Source organism: Kribbella sp. NPDC059898, assembly GCF_042730855.1.
GTDB lineage: Bacteria > Actinomycetota > Actinomycetes > Propionibacteriales > Kribbellaceae > Kribbella.
On sequence record NZ_JBHWKR010000002.1, the window covers coordinates 881,175 to 898,624 of the forward strand.

At 68.9% G+C, this 17,450-nt stretch carries 15 protein-coding genes; 6 read left to right on the plus strand and 9 right to left on the minus strand.

Annotated elements, in window-relative coordinates; genetic code table 11:
• Window positions 1–2 precede the first annotated feature (2 nt).
• The 5 genes from ACFV9C_RS09770 to ACFV9C_RS09790 all read right to left on the minus strand — a co-directional run bounded on the left by ACFV9C_RS09770 (window position 3) and on the right by ACFV9C_RS09790 (window position 5,768).
• A complete protein-coding gene (locus ACFV9C_RS09770) occupies window positions 3–392 on the minus strand; it encodes a cytidine deaminase (RefSeq protein ID WP_380192179.1) in 390 nt (129 codons plus the stop codon).
• 154 nt (window positions 393–546) lie between these two features.
• On the minus strand, window positions 547–1,848 hold the full coding sequence (locus tag ACFV9C_RS09775; protein ID WP_380192181.1) for an ABC transporter permease: 1,302 nt from the start codon (window positions 1,846–1,848) through the stop codon (window positions 547–549).
• Window positions 1,845–3,044 carry an ABC transporter permease gene (locus ACFV9C_RS09780; RefSeq protein WP_380192183.1) on the minus strand — a complete coding sequence of 400 codons (1,200 nt, stop codon included), beginning with the start codon at window positions 3,042–3,044 and terminating at the stop codon, window positions 1,845–1,847. The genes ACFV9C_RS09775 and ACFV9C_RS09780 overlap by 4 nt, the downstream gene beginning before the upstream one ends.
• Entirely contained in the window at window positions 3,044–4,594 is a 1,551-nt protein-coding gene (locus ACFV9C_RS09785; RefSeq protein ID WP_380192185.1) for an ABC transporter ATP-binding protein, read from the minus strand. The genes ACFV9C_RS09780 and ACFV9C_RS09785 overlap by 1 nt, the downstream gene beginning before the upstream one ends.
• A 94-nt stretch (window positions 4,595–4,688) precedes the next feature.
• On the minus strand, window positions 4,689–5,768 hold the full coding sequence (locus ACFV9C_RS09790) for a BMP family protein (RefSeq protein ID WP_380192187.1): 1,080 nt from the start codon (window positions 5,766–5,768) through the stop codon (window positions 4,689–4,691).
• Window positions 5,769–6,032: 264 nt separating this feature from the next.
• On the opposite strand from ACFV9C_RS09790, the gene ACFV9C_RS09795 reads away from it, so the two are divergent.
• The 3 genes from ACFV9C_RS09795 (at window position 6,033) to ACFV9C_RS09805 (ending at window position 9,276) form a co-directional block, all read left to right on the plus strand.
• On the plus strand, window positions 6,033–7,214 hold the full coding sequence (locus ACFV9C_RS09795) for an amidohydrolase (protein ID WP_380192189.1): 1,182 nt from the start codon (window positions 6,033–6,035) through the stop codon (window positions 7,212–7,214).
• A 191-nt stretch (window positions 7,215–7,405) separates the two neighbouring features.
• Complete coding sequence (locus ACFV9C_RS09800; RefSeq protein ID WP_380192191.1) at window positions 7,406–8,668, plus strand: hypothetical protein; 1,263 nt, start codon at window positions 7,406–7,408, stop codon at window positions 8,666–8,668.
• Complete coding sequence (locus ACFV9C_RS09805; protein ID WP_380192194.1) at window positions 8,665–9,276, plus strand: hypothetical protein; 612 nt, start codon at window positions 8,665–8,667, stop codon at window positions 9,274–9,276. Before ACFV9C_RS09800 ends, ACFV9C_RS09805 begins: the two co-directional genes overlap by 4 nt.
• A 169-nt stretch (window positions 9,277–9,445) precedes the next feature.
• Here the strand turns inward: ACFV9C_RS09805 and ACFV9C_RS09810 are convergent, their stop codons facing one another.
• Complete coding sequence (locus ACFV9C_RS09810) at window positions 9,446–11,020, minus strand: methylmalonyl-CoA mutase (RefSeq protein ID WP_380192196.1); 1,575 nt, start codon at window positions 11,018–11,020, stop codon at window positions 9,446–9,448.
• 115 nt (window positions 11,021–11,135) lie between these two features.
• Between ACFV9C_RS09810 and ACFV9C_RS09815 the strand changes: the two genes are divergently transcribed.
• Complete coding sequence (locus ACFV9C_RS09815) at window positions 11,136–12,116, plus strand: hypothetical protein (protein ID WP_380192198.1); 981 nt, start codon at window positions 11,136–11,138, stop codon at window positions 12,114–12,116.
• 2 nt (window positions 12,117–12,118) lie between these two features.
• Here the strand turns inward: ACFV9C_RS09815 and ACFV9C_RS09820 are convergent, their stop codons facing one another.
• The 3 genes from ACFV9C_RS09820 to ACFV9C_RS09830 are packed head-to-tail and all read right to left on the minus strand — an operon-like array spanning window position 12,119 to window position 15,660.
• Complete coding sequence (locus ACFV9C_RS09820) at window positions 12,119–13,336, minus strand: hypothetical protein (RefSeq protein ID WP_380192200.1); 1,218 nt, start codon at window positions 13,334–13,336, stop codon at window positions 12,119–12,121.
• A gap of 30 nt (window positions 13,337–13,366) precedes the next feature.
• Window positions 13,367–14,050: a response regulator gene (locus ACFV9C_RS09825; protein WP_380192202.1), complete on the minus strand. Its 684-nt coding sequence runs from the start codon at window positions 14,048–14,050 to the stop codon at window positions 13,367–13,369.
• Window positions 14,047–15,660, minus strand: coding sequence for an ATP-binding protein (locus ACFV9C_RS09830; RefSeq protein WP_380192204.1), 1,614 nt, complete (start codon window positions 15,658–15,660; stop codon window positions 14,047–14,049). The genes ACFV9C_RS09825 and ACFV9C_RS09830 overlap by 4 nt, the downstream gene beginning before the upstream one ends.
• A gap of 157 nt (window positions 15,661–15,817) precedes the next feature.
• On the opposite strand from ACFV9C_RS09830, the gene ACFV9C_RS09835 reads away from it, so the two are divergent.
• Complete coding sequence (locus ACFV9C_RS09835) at window positions 15,818–16,624, plus strand: ABC transporter ATP-binding protein (RefSeq protein ID WP_380192206.1); 807 nt, start codon at window positions 15,818–15,820, stop codon at window positions 16,622–16,624.
• Window positions 16,621–17,442: an ABC transporter permease gene (locus ACFV9C_RS09840; protein ID WP_380192208.1), complete on the plus strand. Its 822-nt coding sequence runs from the start codon at window positions 16,621–16,623 to the stop codon at window positions 17,440–17,442. The genes ACFV9C_RS09835 and ACFV9C_RS09840 overlap by 4 nt, the downstream gene beginning before the upstream one ends.
• Window positions 17,443–17,450 lie beyond the last annotated feature (8 nt).

The window sequence follows — 17,450 nt, forward strand, 5'->3', positions numbered from 1 at the left end:
GACTACTCCTCCAGGTTGTACGGCCCGAACGCGTCGGGCAACAGCTCACGCAACGGCCGCAGCCCGGACCGCGTCTCCAGCACCAGGTCGGGCCCGCCGTTCTCGAACAGCAACTGCCGGCACCGCCCGCACGGCGACAACACCTCGCCGCGATGGTCCACGCAGGTGAACGCCACCAGCCGCCCGCCACCGGTCCGATGCAACTCCGACACCAGCCCACACTCGGCACACAACGTCAACCCGTACGACGCGTTCTCCACGTTGCACCCGGCAACGATCCGCCCGTCGTCAACCAGCGCGGCCGCCCCCACCGAGAAGCCCGAGTACGGCGCGTACGCCCGGCGCATCACCTCAACAGCCGCCTGCCGCAAACCGACCCAGTCGACGTCCACCGGTCCAGGATCCCCCATCGTGTCCCCCGCCCGCATCCGCCCGGCAGGCGGACGCGGCCGAGAAGACGAGGCACCCACAGGCAGATCGGGGCCGGAGGCCGACCCCTCACCGCGACGCCGCTCCCCGGACGAAGGCCCGGAGACCGGGGGTGGGTTATTCGGTGATGTAGGGCTCACCGTCGGCCTTTGGGGCTCTGACTCGGCCGACGAGGCCGGCTACCGCGATGATGGTGGCGACGTACGGTGCCATCAGCAGCAGGGAGCCTGGGATCGGGGTCTGGATGATCTGCAGCTGGGACTGCAACTGGGTCGCGAAGCCGAAGAACAGGGCGGCGACGGTCGCGCCGATCGGGTGCCAGCGGCCCATGATCAGCGCCGCCAGCGCGATGAACCCGTTGCCCGCGGTCATCTCCTTGCTGAACGATCCGGCGTACCCGACGGTGAAGAACGCGCCGCCGAGACCGGCCAGCACACCGGCCGCGAGGACCGCGGAGTACCGGGTCCGCTTGACCTTGATGCCGACCGTGTCGGCCGCCTTCGGGTGCTCGCCGACCGCCCGGATCCGGAGGCCCCAGCGAGTCTCGAAGAGCACGAACGTGACCACCGCGACCGCCAGGTACATCAGGTACACGAGGATCGTCTGCCGGAACAGGATCGGCCCGATGAACGGGATGTCGCCCAGCCCGGGGATCTTGATCGCGGACAGTACGACGGGTGTGTTGAGCTGATCCGCCTTCGGCTGCATGAACTGGTCGAACAGGAACCCGGTGATACCGGTCGCGAACACCACCAGTACGACGCCGAGGACGACCTGGTTGACCAGGTACTTGATCGAGAACACCGCCAGCAGCGCCGCCATCAGGACCCCGGTCGCGGCTGCCGCGACGAGCGCCGCCGCCCCGCTGTGCGTCGTACTGGACACGAGCGCCGCGGTGAACGCGCCGACCAGGAACTGGCCCTCGATCGCGATGTTGATGACACCGGCCCGCTCGCACATCACGCCGGCCAGCGCGCCGAGGATCAGCGGGGTCGCGAAGTTCAGCGTGCCTTGGAACTGGTTCGCCAGCGGGAAGGTCTTCCCGGCCGACGCCCAGCACAGGAACGCGCCGATGAAGCAGATCCCGAGGATCGCCGCCAGCCAACCGGCTGCTCGCGGCGGAACACGACGGCGGACGGACGGTACGACGTACGCGACCGCCGCCGCCGTACCGAGGAGACCGAGGATCAGGCCGACCGGTTGCGCGGGCAGCCCGAGCAGGTTGTGCTGCAGGTCGCCGGAGACCAGCTGGAACGTCGCCTTGCCGCTCTTGGTGAAGATCGCCAGGCCGAGGCCGATCAGCGCGAACACCAGCATCACGCCGCCGACACGCTGCCGGCGGGTCCGCTCGGCCGGCCCCTCGATGATCTCCGGCTTCGGCGCCGCCGCGGGGACGGCGTCGGGGGTGGTCTCGGTCATCCGTTCCAGCCTTTCGCGAGCACTGCGCCGGCGCCGCGGTCCTTCGGCAGGAAGCGGAAGACCGAGCGCACCAGCGCCGGAGCCGCGACGAACAGCACGATCACGGCCTGCAGGACAGTGGTCAGGGTCAACGGCGTCTGGGTGATCAGCTGCATCTGCAGACCGCCCGCGTTGAGCGCACCGAACAGCAGGCCAGCCAGCACGGTGCCGATCGGCGTACCGCGACCGAGCAGCGCGACCGTGATCGCGTCGAACCCGACCGAGGCCGCGACCCCGTCGGTCAGCGGCAGGTCGGTGCCGAGCACCTGCTGGACACCGGCCAGGCCGGCCAGCGCGCCGGCCACGACCATCGCGATCACGTACGCCCGGCCGACCGACATGCCGGCGGTCCGGGAGGCGTCCGCGTTGGCGCCGACCGCGCGCAGCTCGAAGCCGATTGTCGAACGGTTCAGCAGCCACCAGACGAACACCGCCGCCACCAGCGCGAGCACGAACCCGAGGTGCAGCCGGGTGTCGCCGAACTTCGGGAACTGCGCGTTGCTGTCGACGATCGGGGAGATCGGGTCGGTCCGCCCCGGCCGCTGGAAGGTCTTCGTGGTCAGCAGCCACTGCAGCAGGTAGAGCGCGACGTAGTTCAGCATGATCGTCACGATCACCTCGTGGGCGCCGGTGCGGGCCTTGAGCAGGCCGACCACGCCGCCCATCAGGGCACCGCCGACCAGGCCGGCGACGATTGCGACGATCAGGTGCAGCACCGGCGGCAGGTGCCAGGCGAACCCGACGTACCCGGCCAGGATCGCGCCGCCGATCAGCTGGCCCTGGGCGCCGATGTTGAACAGTCCGGTGCGGAACGCCAGCGACACCGCCAGGCCGCCGCAGATCAGCGGTGTTGCCTGGGTCAACGATTCGCTGATCGGCGTCACGCCGCCGAGCGCGCCGGACAGCAGCGCCTGGTACGCGTTGCCGACCGCGCTGCCGGCCGCGGAGATGGTGTCCATCGGCGCGGCGCCGAAGTACCCGGCCGCCTTCTGGACCTGCTGGTCGCCGATGATGATCAGGATCGCCCCGACCACCAGCGCCAGCAGGATCGCGCTCAGCGACACCAGTCCCTGGACCGCCCACGACGGCAGCCCGGAACGCGCCGGTTCCCCCTTGGCCGGCGCGGGCGCGGGCGCGGCCGTTGTCTCAGTGCTCATCAGATGGTTCCCAACGTGGTCGGGTTCTCGATCGCCGTGTCGTGTGCCTCGGCCTTGGAGGCGCCGGCCATCATCAGGCCGAGCTCGTCGCGAGGCGTGTCGGCCGGTACGACGCCGACCACCTGGCCGCGGTACATCACCGCGACCCGGTCCGCCAGCGCGGCGATCTCGTCGAGTTCGGTGGAGACGATCAGGACCGCCGTACCGTGATCGCGTTCCTCCACGATCCGGTTGTGCAGGAACTCGATCGAGCCGACGTCCACGCCGCGGGTCGGCTGCGAGGCGACCAGCAGCTTCAGCGGGCGGGACAGCTCGCGGGCCAGCACCACCTTCTGCTGGTTGCCGCCGGACAGCGACGACACCGGCAGGCCGATGCCCTGCGTACGGATGTCGAACTCCTGCACCCGGGCAGTCGCGTTCTTGTCGATCTCGTCGGTCCGCAGCGCCAGCCCGTTCCCGAACGGCGCCTCCCGGAACAGGTCCAGGATCAGGTTCTCGGCGACCGTGAACGAGCCGACGAAGCCGTCGTGCGCGCGGTCCTCCGGGACGTACCCGATGCCGGCGTCGAGCCGGTGCCGGGTGGACTTCGCGGTCAGGTCCGCGCCGTCCAGCGTGATCGTGCCGGCCGCGATCGGCGTCAGCCCGAGCAGCGCCTCGGTCAGCTCGGTCTGGCCGTTGCCCTGGACACCGGCCACCGCGAGGATCTCCCCGGCCCGGACCTCCAGGTCCACGTTGTCGACGGCGGTGAACCCGCGCTCGTCGATCACGGTCAGCCCGGTGACCCGCAGTACCGTCTCCTTCGGCTCCGCCGGGGCCTTGTCCACCACCAGATCGACCGCCCGGCCGACCATCAGCTCGGCGAGTTCCTCCTCGGACGCCGACGGCTCGGCCTGGCCGACCACCTTGCCGCGGCGGATCACGGTGATCTTGTCCGCGATCGCCTTCACCTCTTTGAGCTTGTGGGTGATGAAGACGATCGACGTACCGCTCTCCTTGAGCTGCCGCATGACGTCGATCAGGTCGTCGATCTCGGCCGGGGTGAGGACTGCGGTCGGCTCGTCCAGGATCAGCACCCGGGCGTCGTTGGCGAGCGCCTTGAGGATCTCCACGCGCTGCTGGACGCCGACCGGGATGTCCTCGACCATCGCCTCCGGGTCGACCGCGAGGCCGTACCGGTCGGACAGCTCGGTGACCCGGCTGTGCGCCTTCTTCCGGTCCAGGACGCCGGCGCCGCGGGTGGTCTCGCGGCCGAGCATCACGTTCTCGGCGACGGTGAACACCGGGACCAGCGTGAAGTGCTGATGGACCATGCCGATGCCGTGCCGGATCGCGTCGCTCGGCGAGGTGATCCGGACCTTCTCGCCGTCGATCACGATCTCGCCCGAGTCGGGCTGCAGCAGCCCGTAGAGCATGTTCATCAGGGTGCTCTTGCCGGCCCCGTTCTCACCGAGCAGGCAATGGATCTCGCCCGGCTCGATCACCAGGTCGATGTGGTCGTTGGCGACCAGGGAGCCGAAACTCTTGGTCAGCCCGGAGAGCTCGAGATGCATGCGCAGCCTTCCCTTCAGACGGCGAGCCAGGCAGGCACCGACCTTGTGGGTCTGCCTACCTGGCTCGCACCGTACTACGCAAAAGTGTGCCGGATCAGGAAGCCTTGGGCTGAACCTTCGACTCGATCACGATCTTGCCGCTGATGATGTCAGCCTTGATCGTGTCCAGCTCGGACTTCACGTCCGCCGGAATCTTGCTGTCGAAGTCGTGGAACGGCGCGATCGCCGTACCGCCGTTCTGCAGCGTGCCGGTGAACTGGGTGTTGTCGAACTTGTTGTCGAGGACCGAAACGACCGCGTCCTTCACGGCCACGTCCATGCCCTTCTCGACGCTGCTCAGCAGGGTCGAGCAGTACTCCGCGGCGCTCACGCAACCGTCGGTGTCGACCCAGATCGCGTTGACCTTGCCATTGCTGGCCTTGGCCGCCTGCAGACCGCCGAGACCCGACGGGCCGGCCACCGGGAACAGGATGTCCGCGCCCTGGGTGATCAGGTTCTGCGCGTTGTTCTGGCCCTTCGCCTTGTCCTCGAAGTCGCCGGTGAACAGACCCTTCTGCTTCTGGTCGTCCCAGCCGAGCACCTGGACGTTCTTGCTCTTCTGCGTGTTGTAGTACCGCACGCCCTGGGCGAAGCCGTCCATGAAGATGGTCACGGTCGGGATCTGCAGACCGCCGAACGTGCCGACCTTGCCGGACTTGGTCATCGCCGCGGCCAGGTAGCCGGCCTGGAAGCTCGTCTGCGCGGTGTTGAACAGCAGCGGCTTCAGGTTGGCGATCGGGGCCTTCGGCGCCGAGTCGACGATCGCGAACTTGATGTTCGGGTTCGCCTTGGCGGCCGCCTCGGTGGCGTCCTCGAGCTTGAAGCCGACGGCGACGATGACGTTGCACTTGGCACTGACCATCGCGGTCATGTTGGTCGTGTAGTCGTTGTCGGACTTCGACTCGGCCTTGACCTCGGTGAGGCCCTTCTCCTTGACCGCGTCCTGCAGACCCTTGTAGGAGGTCTGGTTGAACGACTTGTCGTCGAAGCCCCCCGAGTCGGAGACCATGCAGGCCTTGAAGTTCTTGTTGGCGTCGCTGCCGCTCGAGCTGTTGTCGGTCGGCTTGCTGCCACAAGCGGCGACGGCGAGCGTCAGCACGCCCACGATCGCCGTTCCCCGCACGTACTTCTTCACCGGACGTCTCCTTCGTCGACCAGAATCCTTTAACCGGCACGCCTTCCCCCACGTACCATCCGCAGACTATAGGGCGCGGCCCGTCTTTCTTTGAACGTCGAGCAGGCCTCGATACCGGAAAGTGACCGGCGTTTCCGTCACATTTCGACAACTTCTCCGGCGCGGTCACAGACTGCTGCCCACAGGTGACGGGGTGCACGCTCCGTGGTTACGCTCACCGTCCGTGGTCGGCGCGCTGGGTGAACGGGGTGGCACAATCGCGGGATGAGTCATCAGCTACTGGTCGCGGACGTCCTGGCGCGGGTCGAGGCGGTCCGCGAGGACATGGTCGCCGTACGCCGTGACCTGCACGCCCACCCCGAACTCGGGTGGCACGAGGTACGGACGACCGAACTGCTCGAGAAGCAGCTGGTCCGGGCCGGACTCTCGCCGCGGGTACTGCCGACCGGGACCGGGCTGATCTGCGACATCGGCGCCGGCGACACCTGCGTCGCGCTGCGCGCCGACATCGACGCGCTGCCGGTGCCGGACGGTGTCGATGCGCCCTGGCGGTCTCGTGTCGACGGGGTCGCGCACGCGTGCGGGCACGACGTACACACGTCCGCACTGCTCGGAGCCGCCCTGGTCCTCGCCGGAATGGCGCGCGACGGTCAGCTGGACCGGCGCGTCCGGGTGATCTTCCAGCCGGCCGAGGAGGTCATGCCCGGCGGCGCCCTCGGCGTCATCGCCGCGGGCGGGCTGGACGGCGTACGGCGGATCTACGGCCTGCACTGCGACCCGCGCCTGCAGGTCGGCCAGGTCGGGCTCCGGGTCGGCGCGCTCACCGCGGCGGCCGACAAGATCCTGGTACGACTCACCGGGCCGGGCGGCCACACGTCCCGGCCGCACCTCACCGCGGACCTCGTCTACGCGCTCGCGACCCTGGTGTCGGAGCTCCCCGCGGCGCTGTCCCGCCGGGTCGACCCGCGCGCCGGCATGTCCCTCGTCTGGGGCCGCATCACCTCCGGCTCCGCCGCCAACGCCATCCCCTCGCGCGGCGAGGCCGAAGGCACCCTCCGCTGCCTCGACGCCACCGCCTGGCGCCTCGCCGAGGAGCTCATCCCGTCACTGGCAGCCCAGCTGGTCGCGCCGTACGGCGTCGAGGTCGACGTCGAGGTCACCCACGGCGTACCGCCCGTCATGAACGACACCACCGCGATCAGCGTCCTCCAGAACGCCGTACAGCAAACCCTCGGCACCAGCGCCGTAGCCCCCACCGACCAAAGCCTCGGCGGCGAAGACTTCGCCTGGTACCTCGAACACGTCCCCGGCGCCATGGCCCGCCTAGGCGTCCGCCCACCCACCCAAGAAACCGCCGCCGACCTCCACACCCCCGGCTTCACCCCCTCCGAAGAAGCCATCACCCTAGGCACCACCATCCTCACCTCAACCGCCCTCCTGGATTAGCCAGACCCTCACCCCGCGAAAGGACACGGCTCCGCGGCGGCAGTCTTTTGCCGCCTCCGGCGGGTGCGCGTGAGGTGTCGCCCGAAGAGGGCGGGGCGAGGACCTGAGCGAACAGTACGCTTCGTGACGAAGGAACTACCTTCAGCCGAACTCGCCTGCTGTTGTCGCCGACGTCTGAACTGGGAGACCACGTGTCCGAGCTGCGAGGCCGTCGCAGCGGAGACGACCCAAGCGACGAGCACAGCCCTGCCGACCTCGGCGAACCCGACGGCCGAGCTGCCCAACCATCCCGGCCTATAGACGGCGACATGCACAGCCCAGCGGCAAACCGAGACGCCGCCCGCCCACCAGACGAGCGCAAGACCGAGGACCGCAGGTTGACCGCCCAAGAGAAGCTCGAGCGGCACCTCGACACGCTCTACTGGCCCGGCTACTCCAACTGGTCTGCAACCGATCAAGACGACGCGGTCGACCAGCAGGCCACCGCGGACGCGCCCGCCATCAAGCCATCAGAGGCCGCGGCAGGACAACACGACAGCCGAGCGTCCACCGACCCTCGTACCGTCGACGAGCCCGCAAGTCCTGAGCCGGAACCACGCGAAAGATCCGATAAGGACGACCAGTTCGCCGCCTTCTCTCCAGAACAAAGAGAACGTCTCCTCCGAGACGACACCGTGGCCCGCCTCCAATATCTGAATGACCCCGACGACGCCTCCGACTCGCAGGAACGCCCGGCAGCCACACCGGATCCCGATACTTCCCGCGCCCCCGGCGCCAGGCCGCCGGTCGACGCCAACCCCACTCACGATTCTGAAGAACGGACCGTGCAATCGGCGGACAAACCCATGTCCGGCCCTGCCGACCCTTCTGGCACCGACACCTCGGCGGGCGCCGACCACGAGTTCGTCGACGATTCGTCTCCGGCTGAGATGGATCAGTACCGCCGGATCCGCGAAGCCGATGACCTCGACGCTCTCGCCGAAAACAGCGGTCTGCCGTACGAGGTGATCGACGAGGCCAAACAGCACCTGTTCATGCGTGAGCACGACGTAGCACTCGGTCCCGGAGACATCCGCCACGGGTATTTCAGGCCTGACGCGATCTACGGGGACCTCTGGGAGCGCGTCGCCTCAGGCTCCGAATTGACGGCAGAGAACCGAGCGCAGTTCTGGTCACTGATGGCACACGAGTACGTCGAATCGAAACTCATGGAAGCCGGCCTGCCGTACCTGTCTGCCGAACCAGGAGCGTGGGGCGAGGGAAACAGGGCGGAATTCCTCGCCGCATATCCGTCGGCGCACAACACGGCGCCGCTGAGCACGCAATCGCAAGTCAAGGATCTGCTGCGGCATTGGACCACGTTGGGGCTCCCGAGGGACAACCTCCGGGTGGCGCCTGATCTCTCGAATCTGGACGATGTCGTACGAGTAGCCAAGGAAGGACTGGGCCTGTGACGGACACGGCAGCATGCGAGCGACTGCTGGCTCGGCTGGTGGAGGCCGGCTGGGACGACGAGGACGCGGAGGATCGGCATGCCGCGTCTCGGGGGCAGCTGGCGGTCGAGTACCTGCGGCGGATGGCGGTCTGGGCGGATGCGTTAGGGGTGCCCGCGCAGTGGCCGTTCTTCGACCTGGCAGTGGTGTTCGATCCTGCGGTCGAGACCGACCCGGTCTGGGTGCAGCGGCTCGAGTCCGGGAGCGGGCATGAGTTGTGGGAGATGTCGCGGAAGATCGTTCCGGACATGTTCCGCTGGGCGGCCTTGGGTGATCGTCCGCAGCAGCGGTTTCCTGACCTCGACGATCCGTACGAGCCACTGATCCAGCTGTTCGAACGCGGCGGCGAGATCTGGCCCGGGCACGGCTCGATCGAGTTCTACCTGAGCTCGGTGCCGTACCGCGGCATCGCCGACCGGCTGTCGCAGCCGCCGCTGCCGATCGACCCGGCAACGCTCGACGCCCTGGACGAGGCCTATCGGATCAAAGCGGAAGAGTCCGTCGCAGAAGCGGCCGCCCGACGCGCTCAGCGAGCAGCTGAACAGACTCGGCAACCACCGCCGAACTGAGCCCCACTCCAGATTGGCTTTCTGGTGAGTTGGGACGAGCTTCGCGGGCTGCGGTGTCCTCGGCGCGGGCCCTCACCACGGGACCCGGCGCCAGTACCTCCGCCCCGCAACACCAACCCGCGCACCCGCCGGAGGCGGCAAATAGGCAGACGCCGCGGAGCGGTGGCGATTAGAAGGTGTCGGCGGGGACGTAGGAGCCCCAGACTTCGCGGAGGGTGTTGGAGACTTCGCCTACGGTGGCTTGGGCCTTGAGGGCTTGTTTCATGGGGTAGAGGCAGTTTTCGTTGCCTTGGGCAGCTTTTTTGAGGGCGGCGAGGGCTTCGTCGACGGCGGGCTGGTTGCGGGTGGCGCGGAGGGTGGTGAGGCGGGCTACTTGCTGGGCTTCGATGGCGGGGTCTACGCGGAGGGGCTCGTACGGTTCCTCGTCGGCGATCTTGAACTTGTTCATGCCGACGACGACGCGCTCGACGGAGTCGATCTGCTGGGCGATGCGGTACGCCGAGCGTTCGATCTCCTGCTTCTGGAAGCCCTGCTCGATCGCGGCGACGGCGCCGCCGTACTCCTCGACCTGTTCCATCAAGGCGACCGCGGCGGCCTCGACCTCGTCGGTGAGGGACTCGACGACGTACGAGCCGGCGAACGGGTCCACCGTCGCGGTCACGTCGGTCTCGTAGGCGAGGACCTGCTGGGTGCGGAGCGCGAGGCGGGCGGCTTTCTCGGTGGGGAGGGCGATGGCCTCGTCGTAGGAGTTGGTGTGCAGGGACTGGGTGCCGCCGAGGACCGCGGCGAGGCCCTGGATCGCGACCCGGACGAGGTTGACCTCGGGCTGCTGGGCGGTCAGCTGTACGCCGGCCGTCTGGGTGTGGAAGCGCAGCATCAGCGACTTGGGGTTGCGCGCGCCGAACTCGTCGCGCATCACCCGCGCCCAGATCCGCCGTGCGGCACGGAACTTCGCGACCTCCTCGAGGAGCGTCGTACGCGCGACGAAGAAGAACGACAGCCGCGGCGCGAACTCGTCGACGTCCAGCCCGGACGCGACCGCCGCGCGGACGTACTCGATCCCGTTGGCCAGCGTGAACGCGATCTCCTGCGCGGGCGTCGCGCCGGCCTCGGCCATGTGGTACCCGGAGATCGAGATCGTGTTCCACTTCGGCAGCTCGGCGTGGCAGTACGCGAAGATGTCGCTGATCAGCCGCAGCGACTCCTTCGGCGGGTAGATGTAGGTGCCGCGGGCGATGTACTCCTTCAGTACGTCGTTCTGGATCGTGCCGGTGAGCTTGTCACCGGAGACGCCCTGCTCCTCGGCCACCAGCTGGTACAGCAGCAACAGCACGGATCCGGGCGCGTTGATCGTCATCGACGTCGACACCTGGTCGAGCGGGATCTTGTCGAACAGCACCCGCATGTCGTCGATCGAGTCGATCGCCACGCCGACCTTGCCGACCTCGCCGGAAGCGATCGTGGCGTCGGAGTCGTACCCCATCTGGGTCGGCAGGTCGAACGCCACCGACAGCCCCATCGTGCCGTGGTCGATCAGCTGGTGGTACCGCTGGTTCGACTCGGCCGCGGTGCCGAACCCGGCGTACTGGCGCATCGTCCATGGCCGCTGGGTGTACATGGTCGGGTACACGCCCCGGGTGTACGGGTACTGCCCCGGCTCACCGAGCTTGGCCGCCGGGTCGAACCCGTCCAGCGGCTCGTAGACCGGCGCGAACTCGAACCCCGACTCGCTGCGATGACTCATCCCCCCAAGGTATTCCGAACCACCGCCCGACTGGTATGCACCAGCGCACGTCGCCCGTGTGTGCTCCAGCACACGCCTGCGATAGATTCCACCTCCCTGCACGAAAGGCCGCCCGATGTCGCCGCACGCCCCGATCCCCACTTCCCCGCGTCGCGCGGTCTGGCCGTTCGCGCTCGCCGGTGTGCTGGCTGTCCTGCTCGTCGGAGGCGCCGCGACGTTCTTCCTCGGACGGCGGGACGCCCCGACCGCGGCCGTCTCGCCCGACTCGGTGCAGACACTCGCCGACGGGGTCTCGGTAGGCGGCACGACGACCGGCGCGGCGAAGATGCTCGCCGACACGTTGACCGCGCGCGGGCTCGAGTGCAGTGTGCGGTTCACCAGCGCGAACGGCGGCCACGCCGGGTGCTTCGCGGCGGTGAACGGTGCGTCGGTCGCGGTCGTGTACCAGTATCAGCCGGATGGCGCGGTCAACGCGCTGACGATCAACGTGGAGGCCAAGGGTGAGACCGCGCCGACGCTCCAGGCAGTAACCGCGACGGTCGGCCAGGTCGTGTTCCCGAAGGACCTTCCCGGGTTGATGTCCACGCTGCGCAACAGCTGGGGCGGCGCGCTGGAGGCGAGCTGGGGCAAGTACGAGATTGTCGGCCGCGGAGCGAAGACGGTGCTGAACGCCGAGAAGTTCGGCAACAAGCAACTCGCCATCCCGTCGCTGCACCTCGACACGACCGAGACCGAGTTCGCGGATGCGCTGACCGCCGACGGATACACCTGCGCGGCCGATCACCAGACCTGCCAGCGCAAGCCCGGCCTCGCGCTCAAGTTCTCCGGACCGGACGACGGCGGCCTCACCGACCTCGTCACCACGGCGGCAGCCGGCGCCGAGACCGGCAAGGCGTTCGAAGAACTGCGCGGCACCGTCTTCGGGCATCTCCGCGGCGCCGCGGTCGCACCCGTGCAGGAGTGGATCGGCCGGAACGCCGACGGCCGGTCGCACATCGCGTACGTCGCGGGCTGGCGGGTGAGCCTCGAGGTCTCACCCGCGAAGCAGACCCGGCTGACCCTGTTCAACGAGTGGTTCTTCCTGCAGATGACCTGAGCTCATTTCCGGAACGTGAGTGCCTGCGGGGACAGGTGTTCGTAGACGTCGCAGGCCAGGTCGGTGAGGGTGTCGGCGAGGGCCTGGTCGGTGAGGCGGCCGTAGGTCATGACGCAGAGTTGGGCCTGGCGGGCGGACTGGAAGATGAAGTGTGCCTGTTGGGCTCGCTTGTCGTTGGTGAGGAAGGCGGTCATCGACGGTGTCAGCACCGCCTTGGCGAAGTCCGGGCGGGGCGTGCCGGTGGCGAAGAGGGCGTCGTACGCCGGGTCTCCGGTCAGGTATTCGTCGTCGAAGCGCGCGATCATCCCGGGCGGTGCGAGTGCCTTCGGGACCGTCATGCATTCCGGCCAGGTCGTCGGTACGTCGATCTTCACGCAGACGGCCCACCGGTGCTGCCGCCACAGCACGGCGACGTGTTCGTACCGCTCGATGTGGTACCCGCGGTGGTCGAGCTTCTGCAGGAACGCGATCGCCCCGCTCGGCGACTCCCCCAGCAGCTCCGGCGGCATCGTCGAGATCGGGCCGTCGCCCGGGCCGCCGCCCTCCAGCGCGAACGCCGGGATCAGCTCGAGCAGCCGGCCCGCGAAGTCCGCCAGCGCGCCGAGCTCCGGCGGCGTGTTCACCTTCCCGTCCCGCCAGACGACGAGCGTGGCGCCGTCGATCCGGAAGTGCGGCGGTTCCGGGTCGTCCAGCAGCAGCTCCATCACCTGCGGGTTCACGACGTCCGACGCGAACTTCCGGTCCTCGCCCTCGACCCGGAACCGCTCGTTGAACCGGCCGCTCTCAAACTCGATCCCGTGCCCGCGGACCACGTCCTCCGGCGCGGAACGGCGTACCGTCAACGCCGGCAACGCGCTCGGCAACTCGACGACGGCCGCCGCGCAGATCCCGCTCCGCAGGCCGCTCGACCCGGTCGACGACGACTGCGGCAGGTTCGGCGTGTAGTACCAGCTGAACTGCGTCAGCAGCCCCGGCCGCCCCGCGATCGTGTTGCCCGACAACAGGTCCTGTACGTCGTGGCTGGTCCCCTGATCAAACCGCGTACCGCGAAAGCGATCCAGCAGCCCATCCGTCCCGGTCGTGTACCGCCAGCCGTTCCGCGTCCCCCACCAGCTGATCAGGTTCTTGTCGCGGTCCCGTCCGGCCGCCCGGCTCCCCCACCACCACAGCAGCGCGCCGAGCACGACCACCACCGCGACCACGATCCCCAGAGTTCGCATACGCCCAATCAAGCACAGCCCAGGGGACAGTCAGCGGCGCCGGGCGGAATAGCGGTGTTCGGGGCGGCCGGTGGCGCCGTACGCGAGGTCGAGGTCCACCAGGCCGCGCTGGACCAGGATCGCCAGGTATCGCTGCGCCGTCGGCCGGCTGACACCGAGGTTCTCCGCGACATCCGCCGCGCTGACGGCGGTCGTCGCACTGTCCACCGTATCCAGCACCCGAGCCATCGTGGCCGGCAGCCGGCGCCGTTGGCGGGCGTCACCGGCCGGCGATCGGAGCATGCTGTACAGCGTGTCGACAGTGTCCTGGTCGGCCTCCCGGGCCGCGCTGAGCCGCAGTCGCCAGTGCCGGTACGCCTCGAGCTGCTCGCGCAGTGCCTGGAACGCGAACGGCTTGACCAGGTAGTAGATCGCGCCCAGCTGGATCGCCGCCCGGACCGACTCGATGTCGCGCGCCGCGGTGATCAGGATGAAGTCCGGTACGCCGGTCTCCGGCGACTCGGCGGCCAGTTGCCGGACGAGATCGAGGCCGGTCCGGTCCGGCAGGTACATGTCGAGGAGCAGCAGGTCGGGCGTGGCCGTGGTCACCAACTCGTGTGCCTCCGCCGCCGAGTGCGCCTCGCCGACCACGAGGAAGCCCGGCACCTTCGCAACGCTCCGAGCGTGCGCGCTCGCCACATGGAAGTCGTCGTCGACGACCAGGGTCCGGATCACGACACCGTCTCCTTCGCCCTGCTGCGCAACGGCAGCTGTACCTCGAACCGGGCCCCCGACGGTGACGCCACCGTGATCGTGCCGCCGGCCCGCTGCACGAGGCGGTGAACGAGGGCGAGTCCGACCCCACGCCGCATCCCGCCGGCCCGCGGCTCTTTGGTGGAGTAGCCGTCCACGAACACCTCGTCCAGCCGGTCCACCGGGATCCCCGGGCCGGTATCGGACACCACGAGCTGGACGGGACTCGTCCTGCCGTCCAGTTGCACGGTCACCCGCCCGCGTGGATGCACCGAGGAATCCGCGGTTCCGGCGACGGCGTCGATGGCGTTGTCGATCAGGTTGCCGAGCACGGTCAGCAGCGGCGTGTAGTCGAGGTCCGCCATCGGGAGCTCGCTGCCCGGCGTGAGCCGCACCTCGACGTCGCGCTCGGCCGCCACCGTCGTCTTCGCGATCAGCAGTGCCGCGACCACCGGCGGCGCGATCCGGGAACGGACGACGTCGGCGGCCAGTGAGGACTGCCCGATCACCTCTTCGGCGTACGCCGTCGCCTCCTCGACCTCGCCGATGCCGAGCAGCACCGACAGGACGTGCAGCCGGTTCGAGTACTCGTGCTCCTGCGCCCGCAACGCCGTGGTCAGCGCCTCCACCGAGTCGAGCTGGCGGACCAGCGCCTCGAAGTCGGTACGGTCGCGGATCGTCAGGACCCAGCCCGCACTGCGGCCGGCGACGATGACCGGCATCCGGTTCAGCACCAGCAGATGGTTGTCGGTGACAACAACCACGTCGGTTCCCTGCACGGCGCCGGACAACAGGTCCCGCAGCCGCCCCGGCGGCACCAGTTCCTCGAGCGGCTGGCCCAGCTGCGCGGCCCGCAGGTCCAGCAGGCGGCGCGCCTCGTCGTTCAGCACGTTCACCCGCCCGCCTTGGTCGAAGGCGATCACACCTTCACGGATGCCGTGCAGCATCGCCTCGCGTTCCTGCACCAGCGCGACGATCTCGGCGGGCTCCAGACCGAACGTGACGCGCTTGATCGCGCGCGCCAGGATCAGCGACGCCGCAACCCCGATCGCCAGTACCAGGGCTGTGTAGAAGACCACCAGCCAGACGACGTGACTGACCCGGGCCGAGACGTCGCTCTCCCGGATACCGACCGACACCTCACCGATCGCCCTGCCGGCGGCGTTGCGGACCGGGACCCGAGCGTTCGCGGACCGGCCCAGGCTGCCGATGTCGACGCCGGTGTGCACCCGGCCGTCGAGTGCCACCACGGGTTCCTCGACCCGCTGCCCGACCAGGGCCCCGATCGGGTGTGTGTACCGCACCCCGTCCGCACCGATGACGACCACGTACGACGCACCCGTGTCGGCCACCACCCGCGCCGCCATACCGCGCAGTTCGGCCCGGACCGCGGGATCGCCGATGGCCTGCGCGACCAGCGGCAGATCCGCCACCGAGCTGGCGATGCTCGCGGCACGTTCCTCGGCGTTGGTGTCGACCGTGTCCCGCGTCACCGACACGTACAGCGCCAGCCCCGCGGCCATCGTCAGCCCGAGGATCGCGAGTACGGCGAGCAGGATCCGGGAAGCCAGGGTGGCGCGCTGGAACCGCACGCTGCACCTCCTTCCGGTCGCGCGATCACCCCAGAGTGGCTGAACAGAACGCACAAAACCACAGCTATCGCGACTAACTTGCGCAACGCGGACAAGGGTTCCTGCCGCTGTCTGCTGCTTCCTAGTGTGACGCCACTCACGACTGAAGGAGCAGACCATGACGGCCATCGAGCTTCGCGGGGTGACCAAACGGTTCCGCACCGCCGACCGTGGAACCTATACCGCGCTGAAGGACCTGGATCTGACCGTTGCCGACGGCGAGTTCTGCGCCGTCGTCGGTCCGACCGGCTGCGGCAAGTCCACCACCCTGACGCTCGTCTCCGGGCTGGAACAGCCGTCAGCGGGCGAGGTACTGGTGGAGGGGCAGCCGGTGACCGGTATCGCCCCCACGACGGGCTTCGTCTTCCAGCAGGACGCGGTGTTCCCGTGGAAGAACGTGCTGGACAACGTGGCCGCGGGACCGCTGTTCCGCGGGACGCCGAAGGCCGAGGCCCGGACCCAGGCCCGGGACTGGCTCCGCCGGGTCGGGCTGGCCGGATTCGAGGACCGGTACCCGCACCAACTGTCCGGCGGTATGCGCAAGCGGGTGGCGCTGGCGCAGTCGCTGATCAACCAGCCCCGGATCCTGCTGATGGACGAGCCGTTCAGCGCCCTCGACGTACAGACCCGTTCGATCATGTCGACCGAGCTGCTGTCGTTGTGGGACCAGACCAAGCCGGCCGTCGTGTTCGTCACCCACGACCTGGAGGAGGCGATCGCGCTCGCCGACAAGGTCGTCGTACTCACCGCCGGTCCGGGCACGGTGAAGGCGGAGTTCGCCATCGACCTGCCGCGGCCGCGGGTCGTCCAGGAGATCCGCTTCGATCCGCGGTTCGTCGCGCTGTACGGGCACATCTGGGAGGCGCTGCGGGCCGAGGTCGCCGAGGCGTACGCGCGCAGCACGGCGATCGGGGTGGCGGCATGAACCGCCGCCGGCCGTGGACGCCGCGGCGCCGGCTGGTCCTGGCGTTGCGGATCGGCGTACTGGTGCTCTGGCTCGGCGGCTGGGAGGTTGCCGCGCGCACCAAGCTGATCGACCCGTTCTTCTTCGGTCAGCCGAGCGCCGTGTGGTCACAGATCGTCACCTGGGTCACCCAGGGCACCGCGCAGGGCAGCCTCGGCGAGCAGATCTTCGTGACCATGGAGGAGGCCGTGATCGGCTTCGTCATCGGCGTACTGGCCGGTGTCGTGGCGGGGATCGCGCTCGGCCGGAGCAGGCTGCTCGCGGACGTGCTGGCGCCGTACATCAAGGTGATGAACTCGATCCCGCGGATCGTGCTGGGCTCGCTGTTCCTGGTGGCGTTCGGGCTCGGTCTCACCTCGAAGGTCCTGCTGGTGATCGTGCTGGTCTTCTTCGGCGTGTTCTTCAACGCCTTCCAGGGAACCCGCGAGGTCGACCGGAACCTGCTGGCCAACGCCCGGCAGCTCGGCGCGTCCCGCTGGCAGGTCACCCGCCAGGTCGTGCTGCCGTCGGCCTTCACCTGGATCCTGGCCAGCCTGCACGTCAGCTTCGGCTTCGCGATCATCGGCGCCATCGTCGGCGAGTTCCTGGGCGCCGAACGCGGCCTCGGAATGCTGATCAAGACAGCTCAAGGCAACTTCAATCAGAGCGGCGTGCTCGCCTGCATGGTCCTGATGGCCGTGGTGGCGCTGCTGGCCGAGTTCCTGATCACCCGGCTGGAGCGGCGGCTGCTGCGCTGGCGGCCGGCGCAGCACGGCGACGCCGACCTCGCTGCGGTCTGAACCACCCA